The organism is Mycobacterium sp. 1423905.2, assembly GCF_001673155.1.
In the GTDB taxonomy this organism is placed as follows: Bacteria; Actinomycetota; Actinomycetes; order Mycobacteriales; family Mycobacteriaceae; genus Mycobacterium.
The window spans coordinates 1-19700 of sequence record NZ_LZLE01000178.1 but is presented as its reverse complement, the minus strand read 5'-3'; the positions used below and the strand labels follow the sequence as shown (position 1 = coordinate 19700).

Here is a 19700-nt window from a genome sequence, read left to right as displayed (position 1 = left end):
TGCATGAATAGTGTTGCGCCGCAGCGGCGCACTGTGCGCTCCCGGCTCACTTCGGTGTCGGTTGACTGGTGGGCGACCCTGGTCGCCGGCCTCGTCACCGCGCTGGCGGTCGCCGATGTGCTGCCGCGGATTCCGTGGTGACGGCCATGAGCACCGTGCACGCCGAACCCGACGAAGCCGAGACGCAGGGCTCCTTCACCAGCACCCGGCCGCTGGAATATGTCCCGGGCATTGTGCTGCTGATCGGTGTCGGGTTGCTGGGCAAGTATGCCCAGATCTGGTGGAACGCCCTTGCGCGCCACGAACACTGGACGGTGCCCGACATCGAGTACGTGTTGTGGGCAATTTTGATCGGGTTGCTGATCACCAACACCGTCGGCCTGCACCCGATCTTTCGGCCGGGGGTGGCGACATACGAATTCTGGCTCAAGATCGGCATTGTGGTGCTCGGTTCCCGCTTCGTGCTCGGTGACATCGCCAAGTTGGGTGGTATCAGCCTGGTCCAGATTCTCATCGATATGACGATCGCCGGAGTCATCATCTTGGCCGCGGCGCGCGCCTTCGGTCTGTCGGGCAAGCTCGGCTCACTGCTGGCGATCGGCACATCGATCTGCGGGGTGTCGGCCATTGTGGCCGCCAAGGGCGCCATTCGCGCCCGCAACTCCGATGTCAGCTATGCCATCGCGGCCATCCTGGCCCTGGGCGCGGTTGCGCTGTTCGCGTTGCCGCCGTTGGGTCACGCGATCGGGCTGTCGGACAACGAGTTCGGCTTGTGGGCCGGCCTGTCGGTGGACAACACCGCCGAGACCACTGCCACCGGTTACCTGTTCTCCGACCATGCCGGCAAGATCGCCGTGCTGGTCAAATCCGTCCGCAACGCGCTGATCGGCTTCGTGGTCCTGGGTTTCGCGGTGTATTGGGCCGCGCGCGGACAGGCCGACGAGGTGGCGCCCGGGGTGCGTGCCAAGGCCGCGTTCATCTGGGCGAAGTTCCCCAAATTCGTGCTCGGCTTCCTCGCCGTCTCGGCGATCGCGACCGCGGGCTGGTTGAGCAAAGGACAGATCGCCAACTTGGCCAACGTCTCGAAATGGGCGTTCCTGCTCACCTTCGCCGGTGTCGGGCTCAACACCGACATCCGCCAAATCGCGCGTACCGGTTGGCGGCCGCTCGTCGTCGCCGTCATCGGGCTGACCGTCGTGGCGTTGGTCTCGTTGGGTGTCGTCCTGCTGACCTCGCGGGGCCTGCACTGGGGAATCGGGGCTACCGGCAGATAGCGGCCGACCACCGGCCTGGTCGCCGTGTCGGCCGCCGGTAACCTAGCCCGCATGCCGATCCGGATCAGCCAGTAGGCAACCGGGCCACTATGTGGATCACCATCCTGGTGATGGCTCTGGCTGTCAGCTTCGAACCCTTCCGGGTAGGCATGACCGCGCTGCTGCTCAATCGGCCCCGGCCGATGCTGCAACTGCTGTCGTTCCTGAGCGGTGGATTCGTCATGGGCATCGGCGTCGGCTTAGCGATCCTGTTCTTCTTCCGGCGTTGGCTGGACAAGGGCCTGCTCGACGCCCATCAGCTGACCTTGCCCAGGGTGCAGATCCTCATCGGCGGCCTGGCCGTGCTGGTCGCCGCCGTCCTCGCGGTGCAGGCCGGCCTGAGCCGCCGCGCGGGGTCGAAGGACAGGCGCGAGATCAACCTGCCCAAGGCGGCCAGGTGGGCCCAGCACCTGGTACGCGGCGGTTCACTGTGGGTGGCCGCGGTGGCCGGCCTGGGCATTGCGCTGCCGTCGGTGGATTACCTGGCCGCGCTGGCGGTCATCCTGGCGTCCGGCGCCGCGGCCATGCATCAAGTCGCGGCGCTGGTGGTGTTCAACGTGACCGCCTTCGCGGTGCTCGAAATCCCGCTGCTGGCATACCTGTTCGCGCCGGACAAGACGCATGCCGCGGTGAGCGCGCTGAACGACTGGGTCCGGTCGCGGCGCCGCCAGGAAGTCGCCACCTTGCTGGCGGGCGTAGGCGCCGTGCTGCTGGCCGTCGGAATAGTGGGCCTGTGACCGGCGGCTAGGCCAATCGCTGCGCGGCCACCGGACGCGACGCGTAGATCTCGGCCAGGAACTGCTCGACGGCCACCGCCGCGTGCGCCGCCCGGGCCGACCCGAAGATGTCGAAGGCGTGCTGCGCGTACGGCAATTCGGCGTACACCACCGGCTGGCGGCTCACCTGCCGCAGCCGAGCGGTGAAGCTGCGCGCCTGCTCCACCGGAATCAACGAGTCGTTGGTGCCGTGCAACACGAAGAACGGCGGCGCGTCTTCGGAGATGTGGGTGATCGGTGAGGCGTTGCGGAACGGTTCGGCGGTCTCTGCGCGGCGCAGCTTGAACACGTTCTTGGCCAGCACCGGGCCCAGCAGCGGATGCATCGAGCTGTCGGTGCGGGTGAAGTCGTAGACCCCGTAGAACGGCACGGCGGCCTGGACCCGGGTGTCGGCCTCTTCGAATCCCGGCTGGAATTGCGGATCGTTGGGGGTCAGCGCGGCCAGAGAGGACAGGTGTCCGCCCGCCGAGCCACCGGTGATCGCGATCCAATCCGGGTCCCCGCCGTATTCGGCGATGTGTTCCTTCGTCCACGCCAGCGCGCGTTTGACGTCGACAATGTGGTCCGGCCAGGTGGAGCGGGGGCTGAGGCGGTAGTTGATCGCCACACAGACCCAACCCAGCTCGGCCAGGTGACTCATCAGGGGATGTGCCTGGCCGCGCTTGTTGCCGACCATCCAGGCGCCGCCGGGAATCTGTAGCAGAACCGGAGCCCGGCCGCCGCGGTCCAGGTCGGGCCGTCGCCAGATGTCGAGCTCGTTGCGCGAGCCGCACGGGCCATAGCTGATGTCACCGTCGTGGGCATAGTCGCGGTAGATGCGCAGCATCCGGGCCGTCCCGGGTTTCTTGGCGGTGGCGCCCTCCGGCGCGGGCCTCTTCCACAGGTCGCCGCCGTCCTTGCGGCGATCCGGACCCAGCCCGGTGTCCAGCGCCGCGGTCAGCGGCACGTCGGTCGACCGACCGAGACGCCGCAAGCCCAGGAGCCCTACCCACGACACCGCCGAGACCAGCCAGCTGAAGCGCAGCACTCGCGGCGACAACCGGCGTGACAGCGCAACCAGACCGGCGAACTGGGCGGTCAGCGTCTGCATCGGCAGCTCCGAGGCGAACAGGCCGTAGGCGAAGGCGTACAGCGATCCGTAGCCCCTTCTCGACAGCGGCCGATAGCCGTTGGCGGTGAACGCCAGCCCCAACACCGATCCCAGCATGGCCGCTACACGCTTCACTGTGGTCCTTCCCGTCGGTCAATGAATCTAACTTCCCGGTTGATGGGCAGTTGAAAACTCCGGGCTGTCAGCCGGTGTCGCCGGCTTCTCCGGCGCCCCCAGCGTCGTGGGTTTCTTGCGGTTCCTCGAGAATCTGGTAGGCGGGGTTGACCATGGATACCGGCCCGTTGTGGTTTTGCCGGGCCTTGCCGCTGACGCGCAGTCGCTGGCCGGGGGTGATGTCGGATCCGCCGCGGCCGGGGTGGAAGGTGATCTCGAGGTCCCCGCTGTCGTCCCCGACGACGATCCATCGTGCGGTGTGCCCGCGTTTGGTGACGTCCTCGATCTGACTGACCCGTCCTTCGATGGTGGCCCGATGCCCGGGGATGAGGCCCGCCACGGTGACCACCGACGGCGGCCGCTCGGGGTGTTCGTAGGCGTCGACGTCGCGATCCTCGGCCTGGGTGACCCACGCTTCGAGCTTGTCGAGTTCTCGGGCAATCCGTTGCTCGAAGCGGTCGGGATACGCCTCTTTGATTCGCGACTGCACGTCGTACGGGACGATGGTGGCCGCAGCGTCCGGGATGAGGCTGACCGCGCGGGCGATCTTGTCGGCGGTGCGGTCGTGCAACATTCGTCCCAACAGCGGCGCGTAGGTGCGCCGGGGCAGCAGCACCGTGACGTTGGTGTCCGGATGCTCTTTGCCCGCCTTCGCGACCAGCAACTGCGCCGAGCGGGTGACGCGTCGGTCCGGGCAGTCCACCACCCGCAGCGGAGTCTCGAGATCGAAATGGTCCCAACGCTTTCTGATCTGCGCGGCGTGGATGGCGTCGACCATGAAATGCACCGCGATCAACTCGTCGGCCCGCAGCCCCTTCCCGTACCGCAACGCCTCGACCACTGCGAGGTCCACCGAGTTGATGAAGATGTACACCCGGTGCCGGGCGTACTTCACCAACTCCGGGCGGTCGGTGCGAAACATCTCGAGGATGGCGGCCTCGGCTCGGTATTCACGGTTGAGCCGCATCAGCATGAATACCAGCAGCGGGAAGACCACGACAACCAGCCAGGCGCCCTCGGTGAACTTGGCCACCGCGAAGATTCCGACCACGACCGTCGACAGCACCGCGGCGGACAGGTTGATGGCCAGGCGACGCCGCCAGCCCGGTTCACGATGCGTCAGATGGTGTTTCGTCATTCCGTAACCGGCCATCGAGAACCCGGTGAACACGCCGATGGCATAGAACGGCACCAGCGCATTGACCGAACCGCCGGTGGTCACCAGCAGCACCACCGACAACGCAGTCAGCGCGATGATGCCGTTGGAGAACACCAGGCGATGCCCGCGCTTCATCAGCTGCCGCGGCAGGAAGCGGTCTTCGGCGACGAAGCTGGCCAGCGCGGGGAAGCCGTTGAAGCTGGTGTTGGCGCCGGTGAACAAGATGGCCGCAGTGGCGGCTTGAACCAGGATGAAGAAGACGTTGCCGATCACTCCGCCGCCGAAGACCGCGCGGCCGATCTGGGAGAGGACCGAGGGATATTCGGTCAGGTAAGGGGTGGCGTGGGTGGCGTATGCCAGATAAGCCACGCCGGCCAACAGGAAGCCCAGGATGCATGCCATCGCGGTCAAAACGCGACGGGCGTTGCGGCCCTGCGGCTTTCGGAAAACGTCGACGGTGTTGGAGATCGCCTCGACGCCGGTCAAGGACGAGCCGCCGTTGGCGAAGGCGCGCAGCAACACCAGAATCGTCGCGCCCATCACCAGCCCGTTGCCCTGGTGCACGGGCACCGTCCCGGCCAGCTGGTGCGGATCGTAGGTGGGCAGTCCCCAGAACAGGTGGCGGGTCACCCCGACGACGATGGTCAGGGCCACCATGATCACGAACAGGTAGGTGGCTGCCGCGAACGGCTTTCCGGCTTCCTTCAGCCCGCGCAGGTTCAGATAGCAGATGGCGATCACCACGCCGACGGTGATCTCCAGGCTGTACGTGCCCAACCGCGGCACCGCCGACACCACCGCGACGGTCCCGGCCGCCGACTGCACCGCCACAGTCACCACATAGTCGATCAACAGGGCCGCGGCGGCGATCTGGGCGACCTTGGGCCCGAAGTTGTCCCGCGCCACGATGTAGGACCCGCCGGCGCGGGTGTAGGCCATCACCACCTGCCGATACGAGGCGGCGACCAGCACCAGGATCAGCAGGATGACCCCGGTGATGGGCAGCAGCAACGCGAAGGCCGCCAATCCGGCGTGCGGCAGCAACTCGATCAGGATCTGCTCGGGACCATAGGCGGTGGAGGAGATGGCGTCCGGCGAAAGCGCGCCCAGCGCAACCGGATTCGACAGTCGCTCCCCGGCCAGGTCCTCGGTGATCAGCGGCTTGCCCAGAAACACCCGCTTGAAGATGTCACCCAGCGTCAGTGGGATACGCGGCTTGCCCGCCGAAGTCGTCACGACCACACATTGTGCCGGTTGACCCCGACCGCAGCCGGGCAACCGGGCCTAACAAGGCCGGGACGGCCAGCGATCACCCGAGCCGGCGCACCGCGGCGTCGATGCGTTCGTCGGTGGCCGTCAGCGCTACCCGCACATGCCTTGCCCCGCTCGGGCCGTAGAAGTCGCCGGGCGCGACCAGGATGCCGCGTTCGGCGAACCAGGCGACCGTGTCCTGGCAGCCCTGCCCGCGGCTGGCCCACAGGTAGAGCCCCGCCTCAGAATGGTCGACGGTGAACCCCGCCGAGCGCAGGGCCGGCAGCAACACCGCCCGCCGCCGCGCATACCGCTCGCGCTGCACTTTCTCGTGCTCGTCGTCGTCCAGGGCGGCGACCATGGCGGACTGCACCGGAGTGGGCACCATCATGCCGGCGTGCTTGCGCACCGCCAATAGCTCGGCGACCAGGTCGGCGTCGCCGGTGACAAAGCCGGCTCGGTACCCGGCCAACGATGACGTCTTAGACAGCGAATGCACCGCCAGCAATCCGGTGTGGTCACCGCCGCAGACCGACGGGTGCAGCACCGAGTACGGCTGAGCATCCCAGCCCAGGCCCAGATAGCACTCGTCGGAGGCCACCACCACGCCCCGGTCGCGCGCCCAGTCGACGACCTTGCGCAGATGGTCGACGCCCAGGACCCGCCCGGTCGGGTTGCTCGGTGAGTTGAGGTACACCAACGCCGGCCGCTGAGGTCCCAGCTGGGTCAACGAGTCGGCTGCCAACACCTTGGCGCCGGCCAGTCGAGCGCCGACATCGTATGTCGGATATGCCAATTCGGGCACCACGACGGTGTCTGCCGATCCGATGCCGAGCAGCGTCGGTAACCAGGCGATGAGCTCCTTGGTGCCGATGACCGGCAACACCGCCCCTGCTGCCACTCCGCTGATTCCGTAGCGGCGAGCCAGGGCGGTGACGGCGGCTTCGCGCAGCTGCGGGGTGCCGGCGGTGGTGGGATAGCCCGGTGCGGCGCTGGCGGCCGCCAGCGCCTCTTGGATGACCGGAGCGACCGGATCGACCGGTGTCCCGACGGACAGGTCGACGATGCCGTCGGGGTGGGCGCCGGCCACCGCTTTGGCGTCGGCCAGGGTGTCCCAGGGGAATACCGGCAGGGACGCCGACACCGGCCGGCGGTGCCGAGGATGCTGGGGCTCGCTCAGTCTTCTTCGCCCTGCGGCGGCAGGTCCTTGACCACTTGCGGGTCGTTTTCGGTCATACCCACCTTGGCCGCACCGCCCGGCGATCCGAGTTCCTCGAAGAAGTCGGCGTTGATCTGGGTGTACTGACTCCATTGGTCGGGCACATCGTCTTCGTAATAGATCGCTTCCACCGGGCACACCGGTTCGCAGGCGCCGCAGTCCACGCACTCATCTGGGTGGATGAACAGCATCCGGGCACCCTCGTAGATGCAGTCGACCGGGCACTCCTCGATGCACGCCTTGTCCTTGATATCCACGCACGGTTGCGCGATCACGTACGTCACGGACGTCTCCTCAACGTGTCCTCTATGTACCTGTGGGTATGTACCTGTGGGCTGCTGGTGCGCCGCCGCCGTAAGCCTCTCGACTCACAAGACGACGCGTTCGGTTACTGATACTAGACGTTGCACATACACGTCAACCAACAGGCACGCCCGCGCGTCACAACGAAGTGGTGCGGCTACCCCTAGGCGCTATTTCGCTGTCGGTGAAAGTCTTCGAAAAACGCTCTGACCTGCGAAGAGTTACGTCTCAGGGGTGCGGTGCGATATCTATTGCGATAGAAGCAAGCCCGGGGGGCCTGGTAGCCTTGTCGCAGACGGCAACCGCTGGGCAATGTCGTCGCCGTCCTTCGGGCGGTGCATTAGTTGGGGAAGGTGTCCACTCATGGCAAGGCTGTCGTTGGCAAAAATCGCCGCCGCTGTTGGCGGAATGGGCGTGGCGTTGACCGCCGCAACCGGAATCGCGTCCGCAGACCCGCTGGACGCGGTAATCAACACGAACTGCAGTTACCCGCAGGTGATTGCCGCGCTCAACGCGACCGACCCGGGAGCCGCGGCGCAGTTCAACAACTCTCGGATCGCGCAGAACTACCTGCAGCAGTTCCTGGCCTCACCGCCGCCGCAGCGTGCGCAGATGGCGGCGCAGTTGCAGGCCATGCCGGGAGCTTCGCAGTACATCGGCGTCGTTGAGTCGGTCGCCGGCGTCTGCCAGAACTACTGAGCCCCGCTCAGTAACAGTTCGTTAGTCCAACACTCCGGGCCGAGTTTCGGCCCGGAGTTTGGCGTCTCTAGATGACTTTAGGCGGCCAGCGGCGCGTACGTCGTGGTGCGTTGCCGGGCCGGGCGGCCGATCCCTTCGGCGATGGCCATCAGCTCGGCCGCGGTCTTGGCCGACCCATGTTCGGACCCGGCCATCCGCGAGATGGTCTCCTCCATCAACGTGCCGCCCAAGTCGTTGGCGCCGCCGTTGAGCATCACCTGCGTGCGCTCCACGCCGAGCTTCACCCAGCTGGTCTGGATGTGAGAGATGCGACCGTGCAGCATGATCCGCGCCAGCGCGTGCACGGCACGGTTGTCGCGGTGCGTGGGTCCCGGTCGCGCCGCGCCCGCCAGATACAACGGCGAATTCTGATGCACGAACGGAAGTGGCACGAATTCGGTGAATCCGCCGGTGCGGTCTTGGATTTCGCGCAGCACGTTCAGGTGGGCCACCCAGTGCCGGGGGCTGTCGACATGGCCGTACATCATCGTCGACGACGAACGCAGCCCCACTTCATGGGCGGTGGTGACGATCTCGACCCACAGCGACGTCGGCAGTTTGCCTTTGGTGAGCACCCACCGCACCTCGTCGTCGAGAATCTCGGCGGCGGTGCCGGGGATGGTGTCCAATCCGGCTTCCCGCAGGCCGATCAGCCATTCGCGAATGCTCAAGCCGCTCTTGGTGACACCGTTGGCGATCTCCATCGGGGAAAAGGCGTGCACATGCATCGACGGCACCCGGGCCTTGACCGCCCGGACCAGATCGGCGTAACCGGTGACCGGCAGCTCCGGGTCGATACCGCCTTGCATGCAGACCTCGGTGGCGCCCGCGACGTGGGCCTGCCAGGCGCGTTCGGCGACCTCGGCGGTGGACAGCGAGTAGGCGTCCGCGTCGCCCTTGCGTTGGGCGAACGCGCAGAACCGGCAGCCGGTGTAGCAGATGTTGGTGAAGTTGATGTTGCGGTTGACCACGAAGGTCACGTCGTCGCCGACCACTTCCCGGCGCAGTGAATCAGCCAGCGCGGCAACGGCTTCCAGCGCAGGACCGTCGGCGGTAGCCAGGGCCAGGTATTCGTCGTCGGTGCAGCCGGCCGGATCGCGTTCGGCGGAGGCCAGCGCGGCGAGCACGTCGGTGTCGATGCGTTCGGGTGCCCGTCGCGACAGTTCGTGGACTTGGGAGCGGATGGAATCCCAGTCCCCGAAGGCGCTGTCGAGGTCGCTACGGGCGCCGGTGTTGCGCCCTTCGGTGTCGATGGCGGCGTTGAGGTCCACTCGGCCGAGCGATGACACGTCGTCGGGCTCCTGCCAGGGCCGGCCCACTGGGTTGACGTCGCGAGCCAAGCCGGTCGCCGGGTCGGCCAGCGCCGCCACGTGTCCGCGCACCCGCGGGTCAATCCATGCCGCGCCGGCCTGTACGTATTTGGGCTGCGCGGTCAGCCGCTGCATCAGCTCATAGCCTGCTTCGGCGGTGACGGCGGCGAGGTCATCCAACGCAGGCCAGGGCCGTTCGGGATTGACATGATCGGGGGTCAGTGGCGAAACGCCGCCCCAGTCGTCGACACCAGCGCCGAGCAGCGCAAGGCACTCCTCCCGAGAGACCAGGTTGGGCGGTGCCTGAATGCGCATGCCCGGCCCCAGCACCAGGCGGGCCACCGCCACCGTGGCCAGGTAGTCCTCGATTCCGGCGTCGGGTACCGCGGCCATGGCGGTGTGTTCTTTGGCCCGGAAGTTCTGCACGATCACTTCCTGGATGTGGCCGAACGCCTTGTGCACCTTGCGAATTGCGTGCAAGGTGTCGGCGCGCTCCGGCAGCGTCTCGCCGATCCCGACCAACAATCCCGTGGTGAACGGGATGGACAACCGGCCGGCGTCGGTGAGCGCGCGCAACCGCACCGCCGGGTCCTTGTCCGGGCTGCCGTAATGTGCCAGCCCCTTGGTTTCGAACAGCCGCCGCGAGGTGGTCTCGAGCATCATGCCCATCGACGGCGCCACCGGTTTGAGCCGCGACATCTCCGACCAGGTCATCACCCCGGGGTTGAGGTGGGGCAACAACCCGGTCTCTTCCAGCACCCGGATCGCCATGGCCCGGACATAGGACAGCGTCGAGTCGTAACCGCGCTCGTCCAGCCACTCCCTCGCCTCGGGCCATCGATCTTCGGGGCGGTCGCCGAGGGTGAACAACGCTTCTTTACAACCGTGTTCGGCGCCGCGACGGGCGATGTCGAGGATCTCGTCGGGCTCCAGGTACATACCCGACCCACGCGCGCGCAGCTTGCCGGGCACGGTGACGAACGTGCAGTAATGGCAGTTGTCCCGACACAGGTGAGTGACGGGAATGAACACCTTGCGCGAGTAAGTGATTGGTAACCGGCCCTGCGGCCCACGGCGCCCCGCCGATTCCAGCCCGGCGTCGCGAACCCGTGCGGCGCTGGCGCACAAGTCGGCCAGATCGTCGCCGCGCGCCGTCATGGCCAGCGCTGCCTCATCGACGTTCAGTACGACACCGTCGCGGGCCCTGCGCAATACCCGCCGCAACGCCGCCGCGCTGGTTCTGGGTGGAACGACGGGGCTGGGCAGAGCCGTGGGCTCCGGGCCCGGTGTCTGCTCCGGTATTAACGGCACGTTCGTTTAACTTCCCCAGGGACAGATTTCATCCGCACGTCCCACTCCGATACCGGGAACTTCGGCGCCATACGCGCAACAGTAGCCGCAGCCGGGTCCGGGCACGTGGTCGAGGTTCTGCGGACACCGGAATCCTCGAGACGGCCGTTTTCGGGCACCGATCCGACTACCATCCCAACCAAACTGGTGTGCTTGGGCGGGAGGAGCCTCAGATGTCCCACTTGCTGGCGGCGCCGCAGGCGCTGGTAGCGGCGGCTTCGGACGTAGCCGGTATCGGTTCGGACATCAACGCGGCCAGCGCGGCCGCCGCGGTCCCGACCACCGGAATCGCCGCGGCCGCCGCCGACGATGTTTCGGCTGAGGTCGCCGCCCTATTCTCCCGATTCGGCCAGGGGTATCAGCAGCTCAGCTCGCAGTTGTCGAGCTTCCATGCTCAGTTCACCCAGGCCTTGCAGAACTCGGCCGCCGCCTACGCCTCAGCTGAGGCCGGTGCCGCGCAGACCCTGGCGAGCGCGGCCACGGCGCCCGCCGCCCAGCTGGCCGGTGGCGCCGGAGCGGTGTCCGAAGCGGTGAGCCGGGTGCAAAGCGCGGTCGCCGGCGTGTTGGGCGGCAATATGCTCGGCGCTCCCGCGGCCGCCGCCACGAGCGCACTGCAGTTGGCCGCCACCGGCGGCAACCTGACCCGGGCGGCCTCAAGCGCGCTGTCGGCGGCCGCGACGGCCGTGGCACCGACGGCGGCCGTCATCCCGGTGTCCTGGGCCACCGCCATCGAGAACGCCTATGTGGCCATCGAGCCGTATGTGCAGTACGGGTTCAACCTGGCTGCCTATGCGGCGGGCTGGCTGCCGTGGGTCGGCATCCTGGCGCCGCAGATCAACTTCCTCTACGACCTGTTCGAACCGATGGTGCAGAGCGGGTTGTTCAACACGCTGGACTGGCTGGCCGGCACCGTCACCTTCTCGCAAGGGCTGAGCAACTTCTGGTCGGCCACCACGGCCTCGATCAACCAGTTCCTCTACAACGAGTGGTACTGGATCCGCAGCTTCCTTCCGCCGCTCCCGCCGCTGCCGCCACTGCCTTGAGCCGGCGGCACCGGTCAGCCGCGGGTCCACCCCCGCCACAGCACCCACCCCGGCGGCGCCACGCCGAGCACCAGCAGGATCAACGCGCCGTAGGCCAGCACTCCTTGCCCGCCCAGGATGACGTCGTCGCCGGGCCCGCCCAAGCTCATCAGCGCCACGGTCAGCAACCACGTCCATAACGGCAGCGCCGCAATCCGCGGCGAGCTGGTCCACCGCTGAGCTGCCCACACCAGGGCGGCGTTGACCAGTCCGCTGAGCAGTGCGCTCACCGGGAAGGGCATCGAGCCGAGGTAGGTGGGCAGCAGCAGCGCCCCGGCTACTGCGGAAAGGACTCCGTCAACGGCCAATAGGGCCAGGACAACGAACCGAATCGCGGGATCTGTCGCGCCGGTGTCCTCGCTGAGGGCGACGCGGGATCGAGTGTCGGTCAGGTTGGGACGCTGTCGACTTGGGAAAGAATCGAGCCGAGAACCCACTGGAAGCTGTCGAGACGGTCTTGCCAGTGCTGCAGGTTAGGGTCCAGGTCGGGGTCCATGCGAATTCCTTCCGTGACGGCCTGACTTGCATGCTACGTGCCGAGCTCCGCCAAGCCCAGACCAGCCAGCAGATCGGTTTCCCAACCGCGCTCGTCGCGGTCGCCCGCAGCGCCGCCGACCAGAACGTAGTGCTCATCGGCCAGGATTGGCAGCGCGATGTTGTTCGACAACGCTCCCGCCCGACCGGTCGGTCCGACGACGACCTGGGTGGCGTGGGCGCGCAGGGCGGCCACCTTGGCCGCGTGCGCGTCGGCGTCGCCTGCGACGACGGCGTCGATGCGGTCGTCGGGATAGGCGAAAGAAACCTCCTCCGACGGCAGCAGCACCCATTCCGGTTGCAGATCGTCCGCGGTGAGCTGTTGCCCGGCCGAGAGCAGCGAGCTCAGGCCCAGGACCGTCCAATAGAACTTGGGCACCGCCCAGGACTCACCGGGGTACCCGTCGCCGGCCGCGGCAGCCACCGCAGCGGTGGTGACCGTGTGGGTGTGCACGTGATCGGGATGCCCGTATCCGCCGTCGGGGTCATACGTCACCACGACATGCGGGCGCAGCTGACGGATGATGGCGACCAGCGCGCCAACGGACTCCGATTCCTCGGCGTCAATGAATCTGGTCCGACCGCGTCGCTGGGTGCCGGCCATGCCGGAGTCGCGCCAGCGCCCCGCGCCGCCCAGGTAAGTGGGGCCGTCTGCGATGCCGAGCGCCCGCAGCGCGGCGGTGAGTTCGCCGATGCGGTAGCCGCCGAGCTGATCGGCGTGATCAACGGCCAGTTGGGCCCAGCGTTCGCCGATGACCTCGCCCTCTTCGCCCAGCGTGCAGGTCACCACCTGGACCTGCGCCCCGCGGGCGGTGTAGTGCGCGATGGTGGCGCCGTTGCTCAAACTTTCGTCGTCGGGGTGCGCGTGGACGAACAGCAGCCGCGGCGTCTCAGGCATGGACGCACCCTACCCGGCACCCGTTGTGGCGCGGAAAGCCACGATAGGAACGGCGACGGCTACTATCGAACAATGGCGCAGCTCACCCGGAATTCAGCGAGCCGGAGCCGTCGGCGTGGCGAAGTGCTGGAACGAGCGCTGTTCGCCGCCACCCTGGCCGAACTGGCTTCGGTTGGCTACGGCGGTCTGACGATGGAGGGCATCGCCGCGCGGGCCCAGACCGGCAAGGCCGCGTTGTACCGGCGCTGGGCCAGCAAACACGATCTGGTGTTGGCGGCGCTGCATCATGCGGTGCCTCCGTTGCCGGAGCCGAAGGCCGGCCGCTCGGCGCGAGAGAATCTGCTGGCCGTGTTCAATGCGCACCGCGACGTGCTGGCGGGCAAGACCGATTTCCCTGGACTGGAGATCATCGGCCAGGTCATTCACGAGCCCGAGCTGCGCGCCATCTTCGCCGACGCCGTGGTGTGCCCGCGGCTCAAGATCGTCGAGTCGATCCTGCAAGCCGGGGTGCGCGACGGCGACCTCGATCCCGCGACGCTCACCCCGCTGAGCCCCCTGATCGGCCCGGCGTTGATCAATCAGCACTTCATGCTGTTCGGCACACCGCCGAGCCGTAAGGAGATCGCGCTCATCCTGGATACGGTGATACCGCCGAAATCCGGTGCGACCTGCCCCGACGGCTAGGGAGTTACGTTCCCACCGCCACCGATAGTGATGCCGCCGGGGCCGATGTTGACGCTTCCGGTCAACACGGCGTTGAGGTTGGCGTTGATGTTGGCGCCCAGCTGCGTGAGGTAGGCCGGCAGCCCGCCGTTGAGCGACAGCTGGATCGGGACCAAGAAGTTGCTGATGAACGACGCGTCCATCAGGAACTTGTTCTCCAAGGCACCCAGGAAGCCGCCGGCAGTGATCGCCCCGAAGAGGTCTCCGTCCAAGGCCGGAACAATCAAGCTCTCGGTGATCACTGACAATGGCGTCGTACCACCCACGGCGACGCCGAGCAGGCCGTCGACCGCTCCTTGGAATCCGCCGACCACGCCGTTCACCATGCCGAACGCGTTGTCGATCGCCCCGTTGAGTGGGCCTACCACGCCGACCAGCGCGGCGCGCAGCGCTTCTTCGTTGGCCACCAGGTTGCCGTTGAACGCGAGCTGGCTGTTGAGCAGCGCGTCCAAGCCAGCCGGGCCCAGACCCAGCTGCGTCAGCAACGAGGCGTTCAAGCCGGGAATCCCGCCCACGGCGGCGTTGAGCGACAGCAGCTGCTCGGCCGCGCCGAGCAAGCCGCCGCCGGTGATGCCGCCGGCGAACGCCGGGTTGAACAGCAAGCTGGTGGTCAACCCGGGCACATTGATGCCCAATGCGCCGTTGAGGACGTTGAGCGGGGTGCCGAGCAGCAGGTTCGCGGCGTTGATGGCGTAGCCGCCGGCGCCGGTCAGCGCGGCGGGCCCCAGCAGTGCCGACACCAGGCCCTGCTCGTTGGCGACCAGAGCGCTGCTGAGCGCCAGCTCGTTGGTGGCCAGCCCGCCCAAAATTCCGTTCTGCAGCAGGTTCAGCTGTGCGACGCCATTGGTCGGTATCGCCGCCACAGTGTTGACCAGCGCGGAGAAGGGGCCGAAGTTGCCGGCTAAGGCAGCCGTCAGAGCGGTGTTGACCTGGGCGCCGAAGCCGGGCAGCGCCCCGGTGAAGGCGGCGGTCACGGCGGGCAGGTCGAAGCCCAGGGCGAGGCCGGGGATGCCCGGGAAGCCGCCGGTCAGGGCCGCACTGAGCTGTCCACCCAAGCCGTTGAGTGCGGCGTTGAAGTTGCCGAGCAGCGTTCCGCCGGTCGGCAGGAGGGCAGCAAGGTTGGGCAGGCCACCGGACAGGGCGGCGGACAGCTGCCCGCCCAGCCCGTTGAGGGCGGCGCCGAAGCTGCCCCCCAAGGCGGCGAGTCCGGGCAGGCCACCACCCAACGCCCCGGACAAGGCGGCGGACAGCTGGGCACCCAGCCCGTTGAGGCTGGCACCGAAGTTTCCTGCCAAGGCCGCCAGCGCGGGCAAACCGCCACCAAGGGCGGCGGACAGCTGAGCGCCCAGGCCGTTGAGGGTGGCACCGAAGTTGCCGGTCAGGGCGCCGCCGGTCTGAATCAACCCAGCTACGTCGGGCAGACCGCCGAGCGCGCCGCTGATCTGAGCGCCCAGGTTGTTCACTGCCGCGTTGAAGCCGGCTGCCAGCGACTGGCCGGTCTGTACCAGGCCGGACAGGTTGGGCAGGCCACCGGCGAAGCTGCCGGAGAGGGCGCCGTTCAGATTCGCGGCCAGGCTCGAGAAGTCCGGCAGCGCAAGGCTGCCCGACAAGGCGGTGCTGAGCTGGCTCCCGAGTCCGGACAGGGCGGCGTTGAAGTTGCCGGCCAAGCCGTTGAGGGCCGCGCTGAGTTGCAGGCCCGCGCCCGGCCCGCCGACCACCAGGCTGCTGGCGAAGCCCGTCGGGACCTGGGCGCCGATGACGCTGTTCACGAACTGTTCGCCGGTGCCGACGACCAGGTTGCCAGCGTTGAAGCCGCCGGTGAGAGCGCTGCCGATGACACTGTTGATGCCGCCCGCCGCCTGCACCAGGGCGTTCTGACCGCCGACCAGGGCGCCGTTGAACGCCAGTTCGGCGTTGACCACATTGGTGGCGAAGTTCGCGCCCGCCTGACCGAAGACGTCGAGCGCGGCCGCCCCCGGCGCGCCGGCGATCGCCTGGATGTTGAGGGCTTCGGCGGAGGCATACGCCTGCGCACCGGCGCTCATCGCCTGGACGAACTGCTCATGGAACAGCGCGGCCTGCTGGCTCAGCGCCTGATAAGCCTGCCCATGGGCGCCGAAAAGTGCCGCGATGCTCGCCGACACCTCGTCCAGACCCGCGGGGATCACCGCAGTGGTCACGGAGGCGATGGAGTTACTGGCCGAACTGATTGACGTGCCAATGCTTGCCAAGTCGCCCGCAGCCGCCGCTACGAACGGTGTGTCTGCAAATAAAAAGGACATCCGTGCCCTCCCCGCCACTTTTATTTGTGACCGTCCCCTACCCGATCGGACGCTTGAGCGGAGCGTATCGGAGTATGTGCATGTCGTATGCGGTTTTCAACACAATTCGTCGGTAACAATTCGCCACAGAGACAATAAGTTTGGTCGGGTAGCAACCTTGATTCCGATGTTTAGGTCTGCGTCATGGCCCCGTCTTGACCCATTGGCCCGCGTCGCCGACAATGCCGACCGGGACGGCGCCGGACAAGCTGACGTTCTGCACGCTGGGGCCGGCCGCCACGATCGTGGTGTCTTGCAGGATGGGCAACACCGTCGACATGTTCCACAGCCTCGGTTCCACGGCGGTGATGACGTCGTTGATGTTCTTGGTGCCGTTGAGCGCGGCCTCGATGTTGGACTCCAGGCTGCGATCACAGATGCCGGTGAGGTTCGACGGCGCCTTGATCAGCGCGTTCGGATCCGGCGGCCGGCTGGGAGCGGTCGTCGTCGGCGCGTCCGGACCGGCTGACGGGGTCAGGCCGGCCGGGCCGGACACCGGACTGGTCGGGGCATTGGGCGGCGGGACCTCGGTGGCCTGCAGCGCGGGACAGCCGAACCGCGACGCCAACGACGTCGCCAGGTTCCCCCCGGCTTGGTGCCACCCCACCAGCGCGTCGACCTGATGGTTGTTCAGTGCGTCGCGATAGAGCACGACGGGGTCCAGAGCCAGCACGCTGGCGGCGATCCCGACGTTGCGTAACTGGTCGGCGGCGGTGTTGGCGACCGCCACCGCGGTCGGGTCGTTGGCCGCCACCCCTATCACCAGCGACAACTGTTTACCGTCCTTGCTGATCCGGCCGCGCACCTCCGGTGGCCCGGTGTTGACCGGTGTGGTCGTCGAACCGGGCGGCGTCGGGGATGCCGAAGTGGTGCTCTCCACCTGAAAACCGGCCCCCGCCAACAGCCCGAGGGCGGCGGTGGTGCTCATCGCCGGAGGTGCCGTCGGTACATAACCCGGGTCACTCGGCGACCGGATCTGCGCCTGGTCCAAGGTCACGGTGTTGTCGCTGCCCGCTCCCACCGCAGCCAGCAGGTCCACGTCCATCAGCCCCAGAATCGCCTTGCGCACTTGGGAATCGGCCAATTTCGGTTCGTTGGCGCGCAGCGTGAGCTGCATGACCCGCGGCGTGACGATCCGCGCGGTGCGCACGTCGGGGATGGCCGACAGCTGCGCGAACGCTGCCGAGCCGCCGTGCACCTGGGCCACCTGGGTGTCGCCGTTGCGCACGGAATCGGCCAGCGCCGCGGGCGCCCCGGCGCGGCGGAACTGGATGAGCGCGGGTTTGGCCGGCGGCCCCCAATACCGGTCGTTGCGGGCGATCAGGATCTCGTCGCGCTGCGGGTCGATGTTCTCCACGCGGAATTGGCCCCCGGTGACCGGGAGCGCGCGGGCCAATCCGGCGGCGAACCCGCCCGGCACGTCCTTGACGATGTGGGCGGGCAGGATGTTGTGGAACAGCTCCCGCCAGGCCGGATACGGCTGGGAGAAGGTGACGACGGCATGCTTACCGCCTTCCAGGGACTGCACTCCGGTGATCAGGTCATAACCGGCCGGATCGACGACTCCGGGCTGACTGACCATCTGCCGCCACAGATACCAGAAGTCGTCGGCAGCGATTGGGGCGTTGTCGGTCCACTGCGCCTCGGGCCGGATCTTGTAGGTCACCGTGAACGGGTTTTCGTTGGTGACGTCCGCCGAGACCAGCAGGGTGGGATCCATTTCCCAGCGCGAGCCGGTCGACGAACTCGGGTCGGGTACCGGACGGAACGCGCTGGGCAACACCAGGGCGCTGATCGCGGCGTTCACCGGCGAGAGATCGGACAGCAGGTGGGGATTGAACCCGGCGCCGATCGAGTCGATACCCATGATGATCTGGGTCGGGTGCTGCGGCGGTGGCAGCGTGCTGTGCGGGGTGTCGGTGCTCTGGGGCGCGGGAGGCGGCGAAACGGTGCACGCCGACAAAACCAGACCAACCAGCGTGATCAGCACACCGACCGTCAGCAGAATGTGACGGGCTTGGTGCAGCACGAAGATCAGGTTAACGAGAGGACGCTCGCGCGCCCGCGGCACGTTATCCCCGCGCCTTCGCGCGCGCCCGGCTGCGGGCCCGCGAGGTGGCGTCCAGCTCGACCTTGCGCACCCGGACGATTTCCGGGGTCACCTCGACGCACTCGTCCTCGGCGCAGAACTCCATCGCTTGTTCGAGGTCCAGGGCCAACGGGCGCGCCAGCGTCTCCATCACGTCGGCGGTCGACGATCGCATGTTGGTCAGCTTCTTCTCCCGCGTGACGTTCACGTCGAGGTCCTCGGCTCGCGGGTTGATGCCGACGACGTGCCCTTCGTAGGTGTCCTGGCCGGGCTCGACGAAGAACTGGCCCCGGTCGGCGAGCTGGATCATCGCGAACGGCGTGACGCTGCCGCTGCGATCGGAGACCAGGGACCCGGTGTGCCGGGCCCGGATCTCCCCCGCCCACGGGCGGTAACCGTCGAACACCGCGTTGGCGATGCCGGTGCCCCGGGTCAGCGTGAGGAAGTCGGTGCGGAAGCCGATCAAACCGCGGCTGGGCACGATGAAGTCCATCCGCACCCAGCCGGCCGCGTGGTTGGTCATTTCCTCCATGCGGCCCTTGCGGGCGGCCATCAGCTGGGTGATGGCGCCGACGAACTCCTCGGGGCAGTCGATTGTCATCGCCTCGAACGGCTCGTGCAGCTTGCCGTCGATCGTGCGGGTGACCACCTGCGGCTTGCCGACCGTCAGCTCGAAGCCCTCACGGCGCATCTGCTCGACGAGGACGGCCAGCGCCAGCTCACCACGGCCCTGCACCTCCCACGCGTCCGGGCGGCCGATGTCGACGACCCGGATCGAGACGTTGCCGACCAGCTCTTGATCGAGCCGGTTGCGGACCATCCGGGCGGTCAGCTTGTGCCCGGACACCTTGCCGGCCAGTGGCGAGGTGTTGGTGCCGATGGTCACCGAGATGGCCGGCTCGTCGACGGTGATGCGCGGCAGCGCGTGGGCGTGGTCCGGGTCGGCGAGTGTGTCGCCGATCATGATCTCGGGCAGGCCCGCAATGGCGACGATGTCGCCGGCGACGGCCTGGTCGGTGGCGCTGCGCTCGACGCCCTCGGTGGCGAGCAGCTCGGTGATCTTGGCGCTGGTGATGACCGGCAACCCGTCCACCTCACGCATCCAGGCGACCTGCTGGCCTTTGCGGATGCGGCCGTTGTAGATGCGGATCAGCGCCAGCCGGCCCAGGAACGCCGAGGCGTCCAGGTTGGTGACCAGCGCCTGCAGCGGGGCTTCCGGATCACCTTTGGGCGGCGGCACGTGCTCGAGCAGGACGTTGAACAGCGGGTCCAGGTTGGTGCCGTCGGGGACCTGGCCGTCGGCCGGCGCCTCGGTGCTCGCGATCCCGGCCCGCCCAGAGGCGTACAGGGTCGGTAGTCCCAGCGCGTGT

At 67.7% G+C, this 19700-nt stretch carries 16 protein-coding genes; 6 read left to right on the top strand and 10 right to left on the bottom strand.

The window, feature by feature from the left end:
• Nucleotides 1–3 precede the first annotated feature (3 nt).
• The 3 genes from A9W95_RS27220 to A9W95_RS10525 all read left to right on the top strand — a co-directional run bounded on the left by A9W95_RS27220 (nt 4) and on the right by A9W95_RS10525 (nt 2050).
• Nucleotides 4–141 carry a hypothetical protein gene (locus A9W95_RS27220; RefSeq protein WP_172826597.1) on the top strand — a complete coding sequence of 46 codons (138 nt, stop codon included), beginning with the start codon at nt 4–6 and terminating at the stop codon, nt 139–141.
• A gap of 5 nt (nt 142–146) precedes the next feature.
• Nucleotides 147–1274 (top strand): YeiH family protein, encoded by a 1128-nt coding sequence (locus tag A9W95_RS10530; RefSeq protein WP_156746123.1) that lies wholly within the window; start codon nt 147–149, stop codon nt 1272–1274.
• 89 nt (nt 1275–1363) lie between these two features.
• A complete protein-coding gene (locus tag A9W95_RS10525; RefSeq protein WP_067411810.1) occupies nt 1364–2050 on the top strand; it encodes a GAP family protein in 687 nt (228 codons plus the stop codon).
• Nucleotides 2051–2057: 7 nt separating this feature from the next.
• Here A9W95_RS10525 and A9W95_RS10520 read toward each other — a convergent pair whose 3' ends face one another.
• The 4 genes from A9W95_RS10520 to fdxA form a co-directional block, all read right to left on the bottom strand.
• Complete coding sequence (locus A9W95_RS10520) at nt 2058–3296, bottom strand: alpha/beta hydrolase (RefSeq protein WP_067411807.1); 1239 nt, start codon at nt 3294–3296, stop codon at nt 2058–2060.
• Nucleotides 3297–3381: 85 nt separating this feature from the next.
• Nucleotides 3382–5748, bottom strand: a complete 2367-nt coding sequence (locus A9W95_RS10515) for an APC family permease (protein ID WP_067411887.1) — start codon at nt 5746–5748, stop codon at nt 3382–3384.
• A gap of 73 nt (nt 5749–5821) precedes the next feature.
• Entirely contained in the window at nt 5822–6907 is a 1086-nt protein-coding gene (gene dapC / locus A9W95_RS10510; protein ID WP_067411804.1) for a succinyldiaminopimelate transaminase, read from the bottom strand.
• Between the two features lie 32 nt (nt 6908–6939).
• Nucleotides 6940–7266 carry a ferredoxin gene (fdxA, locus tag A9W95_RS10505; protein WP_067411801.1) on the bottom strand — a complete coding sequence of 109 codons (327 nt, stop codon included), beginning with the start codon at nt 7264–7266 and terminating at the stop codon, nt 6940–6942.
• Nucleotides 7267–7648: 382 nt separating this feature from the next.
• On the opposite strand from fdxA, the gene A9W95_RS10500 reads away from it, so the two are divergent.
• Nucleotides 7649–7984 carry a hemophore-related protein gene (locus A9W95_RS10500; RefSeq protein WP_067411799.1) on the top strand — a complete coding sequence of 112 codons (336 nt, stop codon included), beginning with the start codon at nt 7649–7651 and terminating at the stop codon, nt 7982–7984.
• A 77-nt stretch (nt 7985–8061) separates the two neighbouring features.
• Here A9W95_RS10500 and A9W95_RS10495 read toward each other — a convergent pair whose 3' ends face one another.
• Entirely contained in the window at nt 8062–10635 is a 2574-nt protein-coding gene (locus A9W95_RS10495; RefSeq protein ID WP_067411885.1) for a bifunctional FO biosynthesis protein CofGH, read from the bottom strand.
• A 221-nt stretch (nt 10636–10856) separates the two neighbouring features.
• Between A9W95_RS10495 and A9W95_RS10490 the strand changes: the two genes are divergently transcribed.
• Nucleotides 10857–11726: a PE family protein gene (locus A9W95_RS10490; RefSeq protein WP_067411797.1), complete on the top strand. Its 870-nt coding sequence runs from the start codon at nt 10857–10859 to the stop codon at nt 11724–11726.
• A gap of 14 nt (nt 11727–11740) precedes the next feature.
• Here A9W95_RS10490 and A9W95_RS10485 read toward each other — a convergent pair whose 3' ends face one another.
• A complete protein-coding gene (locus A9W95_RS10485) occupies nt 11741–12202 on the bottom strand; it encodes a hypothetical protein (protein WP_067411794.1) in 462 nt (153 codons plus the stop codon).
• 92 nt (nt 12203–12294) lie between these two features.
• Entirely contained in the window at nt 12295–13197 is a 903-nt protein-coding gene (mshB, locus tag A9W95_RS10480; RefSeq protein WP_067411791.1) for an N-acetyl-1-D-myo-inositol-2-amino-2-deoxy-alpha-D-glucopyranoside deacetylase, read from the bottom strand.
• Nucleotides 13198–13269: 72 nt separating this feature from the next.
• Here mshB and A9W95_RS10475 point away from each other — a divergent pair, with 72 nt between their 5' ends.
• Nucleotides 13270–13881, top strand: coding sequence for a TetR/AcrR family transcriptional regulator (locus tag A9W95_RS10475; protein WP_067411788.1), 612 nt, complete (start codon nt 13270–13272; stop codon nt 13879–13881).
• Here A9W95_RS10475 and A9W95_RS10470 read toward each other — a convergent pair.
• The 3 genes from A9W95_RS10470 to A9W95_RS10460 all read right to left on the bottom strand — a co-directional run.
• A complete protein-coding gene (locus A9W95_RS10470) occupies nt 13878–16202 on the bottom strand; it encodes a PE family protein (protein WP_067411786.1) in 2325 nt (774 codons plus the stop codon). The two genes, A9W95_RS10475 and A9W95_RS10470, sit on opposite strands and share 4 nt — an antisense overlap.
• 181 nt (nt 16203–16383) lie before the next feature.
• A complete protein-coding gene (locus tag A9W95_RS10465) occupies nt 16384–18276 on the bottom strand; it encodes an ABC transporter family substrate-binding protein (protein WP_172826598.1) in 1893 nt (630 codons plus the stop codon).
• A 37-nt stretch (nt 18277–18313) separates the two neighbouring features.
• Nucleotides 18314–19700, bottom strand: a 1387-nt coding sequence (locus tag A9W95_RS10460) for an EF-Tu/IF-2/RF-3 family GTPase (RefSeq protein WP_067411780.1), incomplete at its 5' end; no start/stop codon positions are given.

Coding starts and splice junctions, on each gene's coding strand:
- A9W95_RS27220 (WP_172826597.1), top strand. CDS start 4: ATGAATAGTGTTGCGCCGCAGCGGCGCACTGTGCGCTCCCGGCTCACT.
- A9W95_RS10530 (WP_156746123.1), top strand. CDS start 147: ATGAGCACCGTGCACGCCGAACCCGACGAAGCCGAGACGCAGGGCTCC.
- A9W95_RS10525 (WP_067411810.1), top strand. CDS start 1,364: ATGTGGATCACCATCCTGGTGATGGCTCTGGCTGTCAGCTTCGAACCC.
- A9W95_RS10520 (WP_067411807.1), bottom strand. CDS start 3,296: ATGCTGGGATCGGTGTTGGGGCTGGCGTTCACCGCCAACGGCTATCGG.
- A9W95_RS10500 (WP_067411799.1), top strand. CDS start 7,649: ATGGCAAGGCTGTCGTTGGCAAAAATCGCCGCCGCTGTTGGCGGAATG.
- A9W95_RS10490 (WP_067411797.1), top strand. CDS start 10,857: ATGTCCCACTTGCTGGCGGCGCCGCAGGCGCTGGTAGCGGCGGCTTCG.
- mshB (WP_067411791.1), bottom strand. CDS start 13,197: ATGCCTGAGACGCCGCGGCTGCTGTTCGTCCACGCGCACCCCGACGAC.
- A9W95_RS10475 (WP_067411788.1), top strand. CDS start 13,270: ATGGCGCAGCTCACCCGGAATTCAGCGAGCCGGAGCCGTCGGCGTGGC.
- A9W95_RS10470 (WP_067411786.1), bottom strand. CDS start 16,202: ATGTCCTTTTTATTTGCAGACACACCGTTCGTAGCGGCGGCTGCGGGC.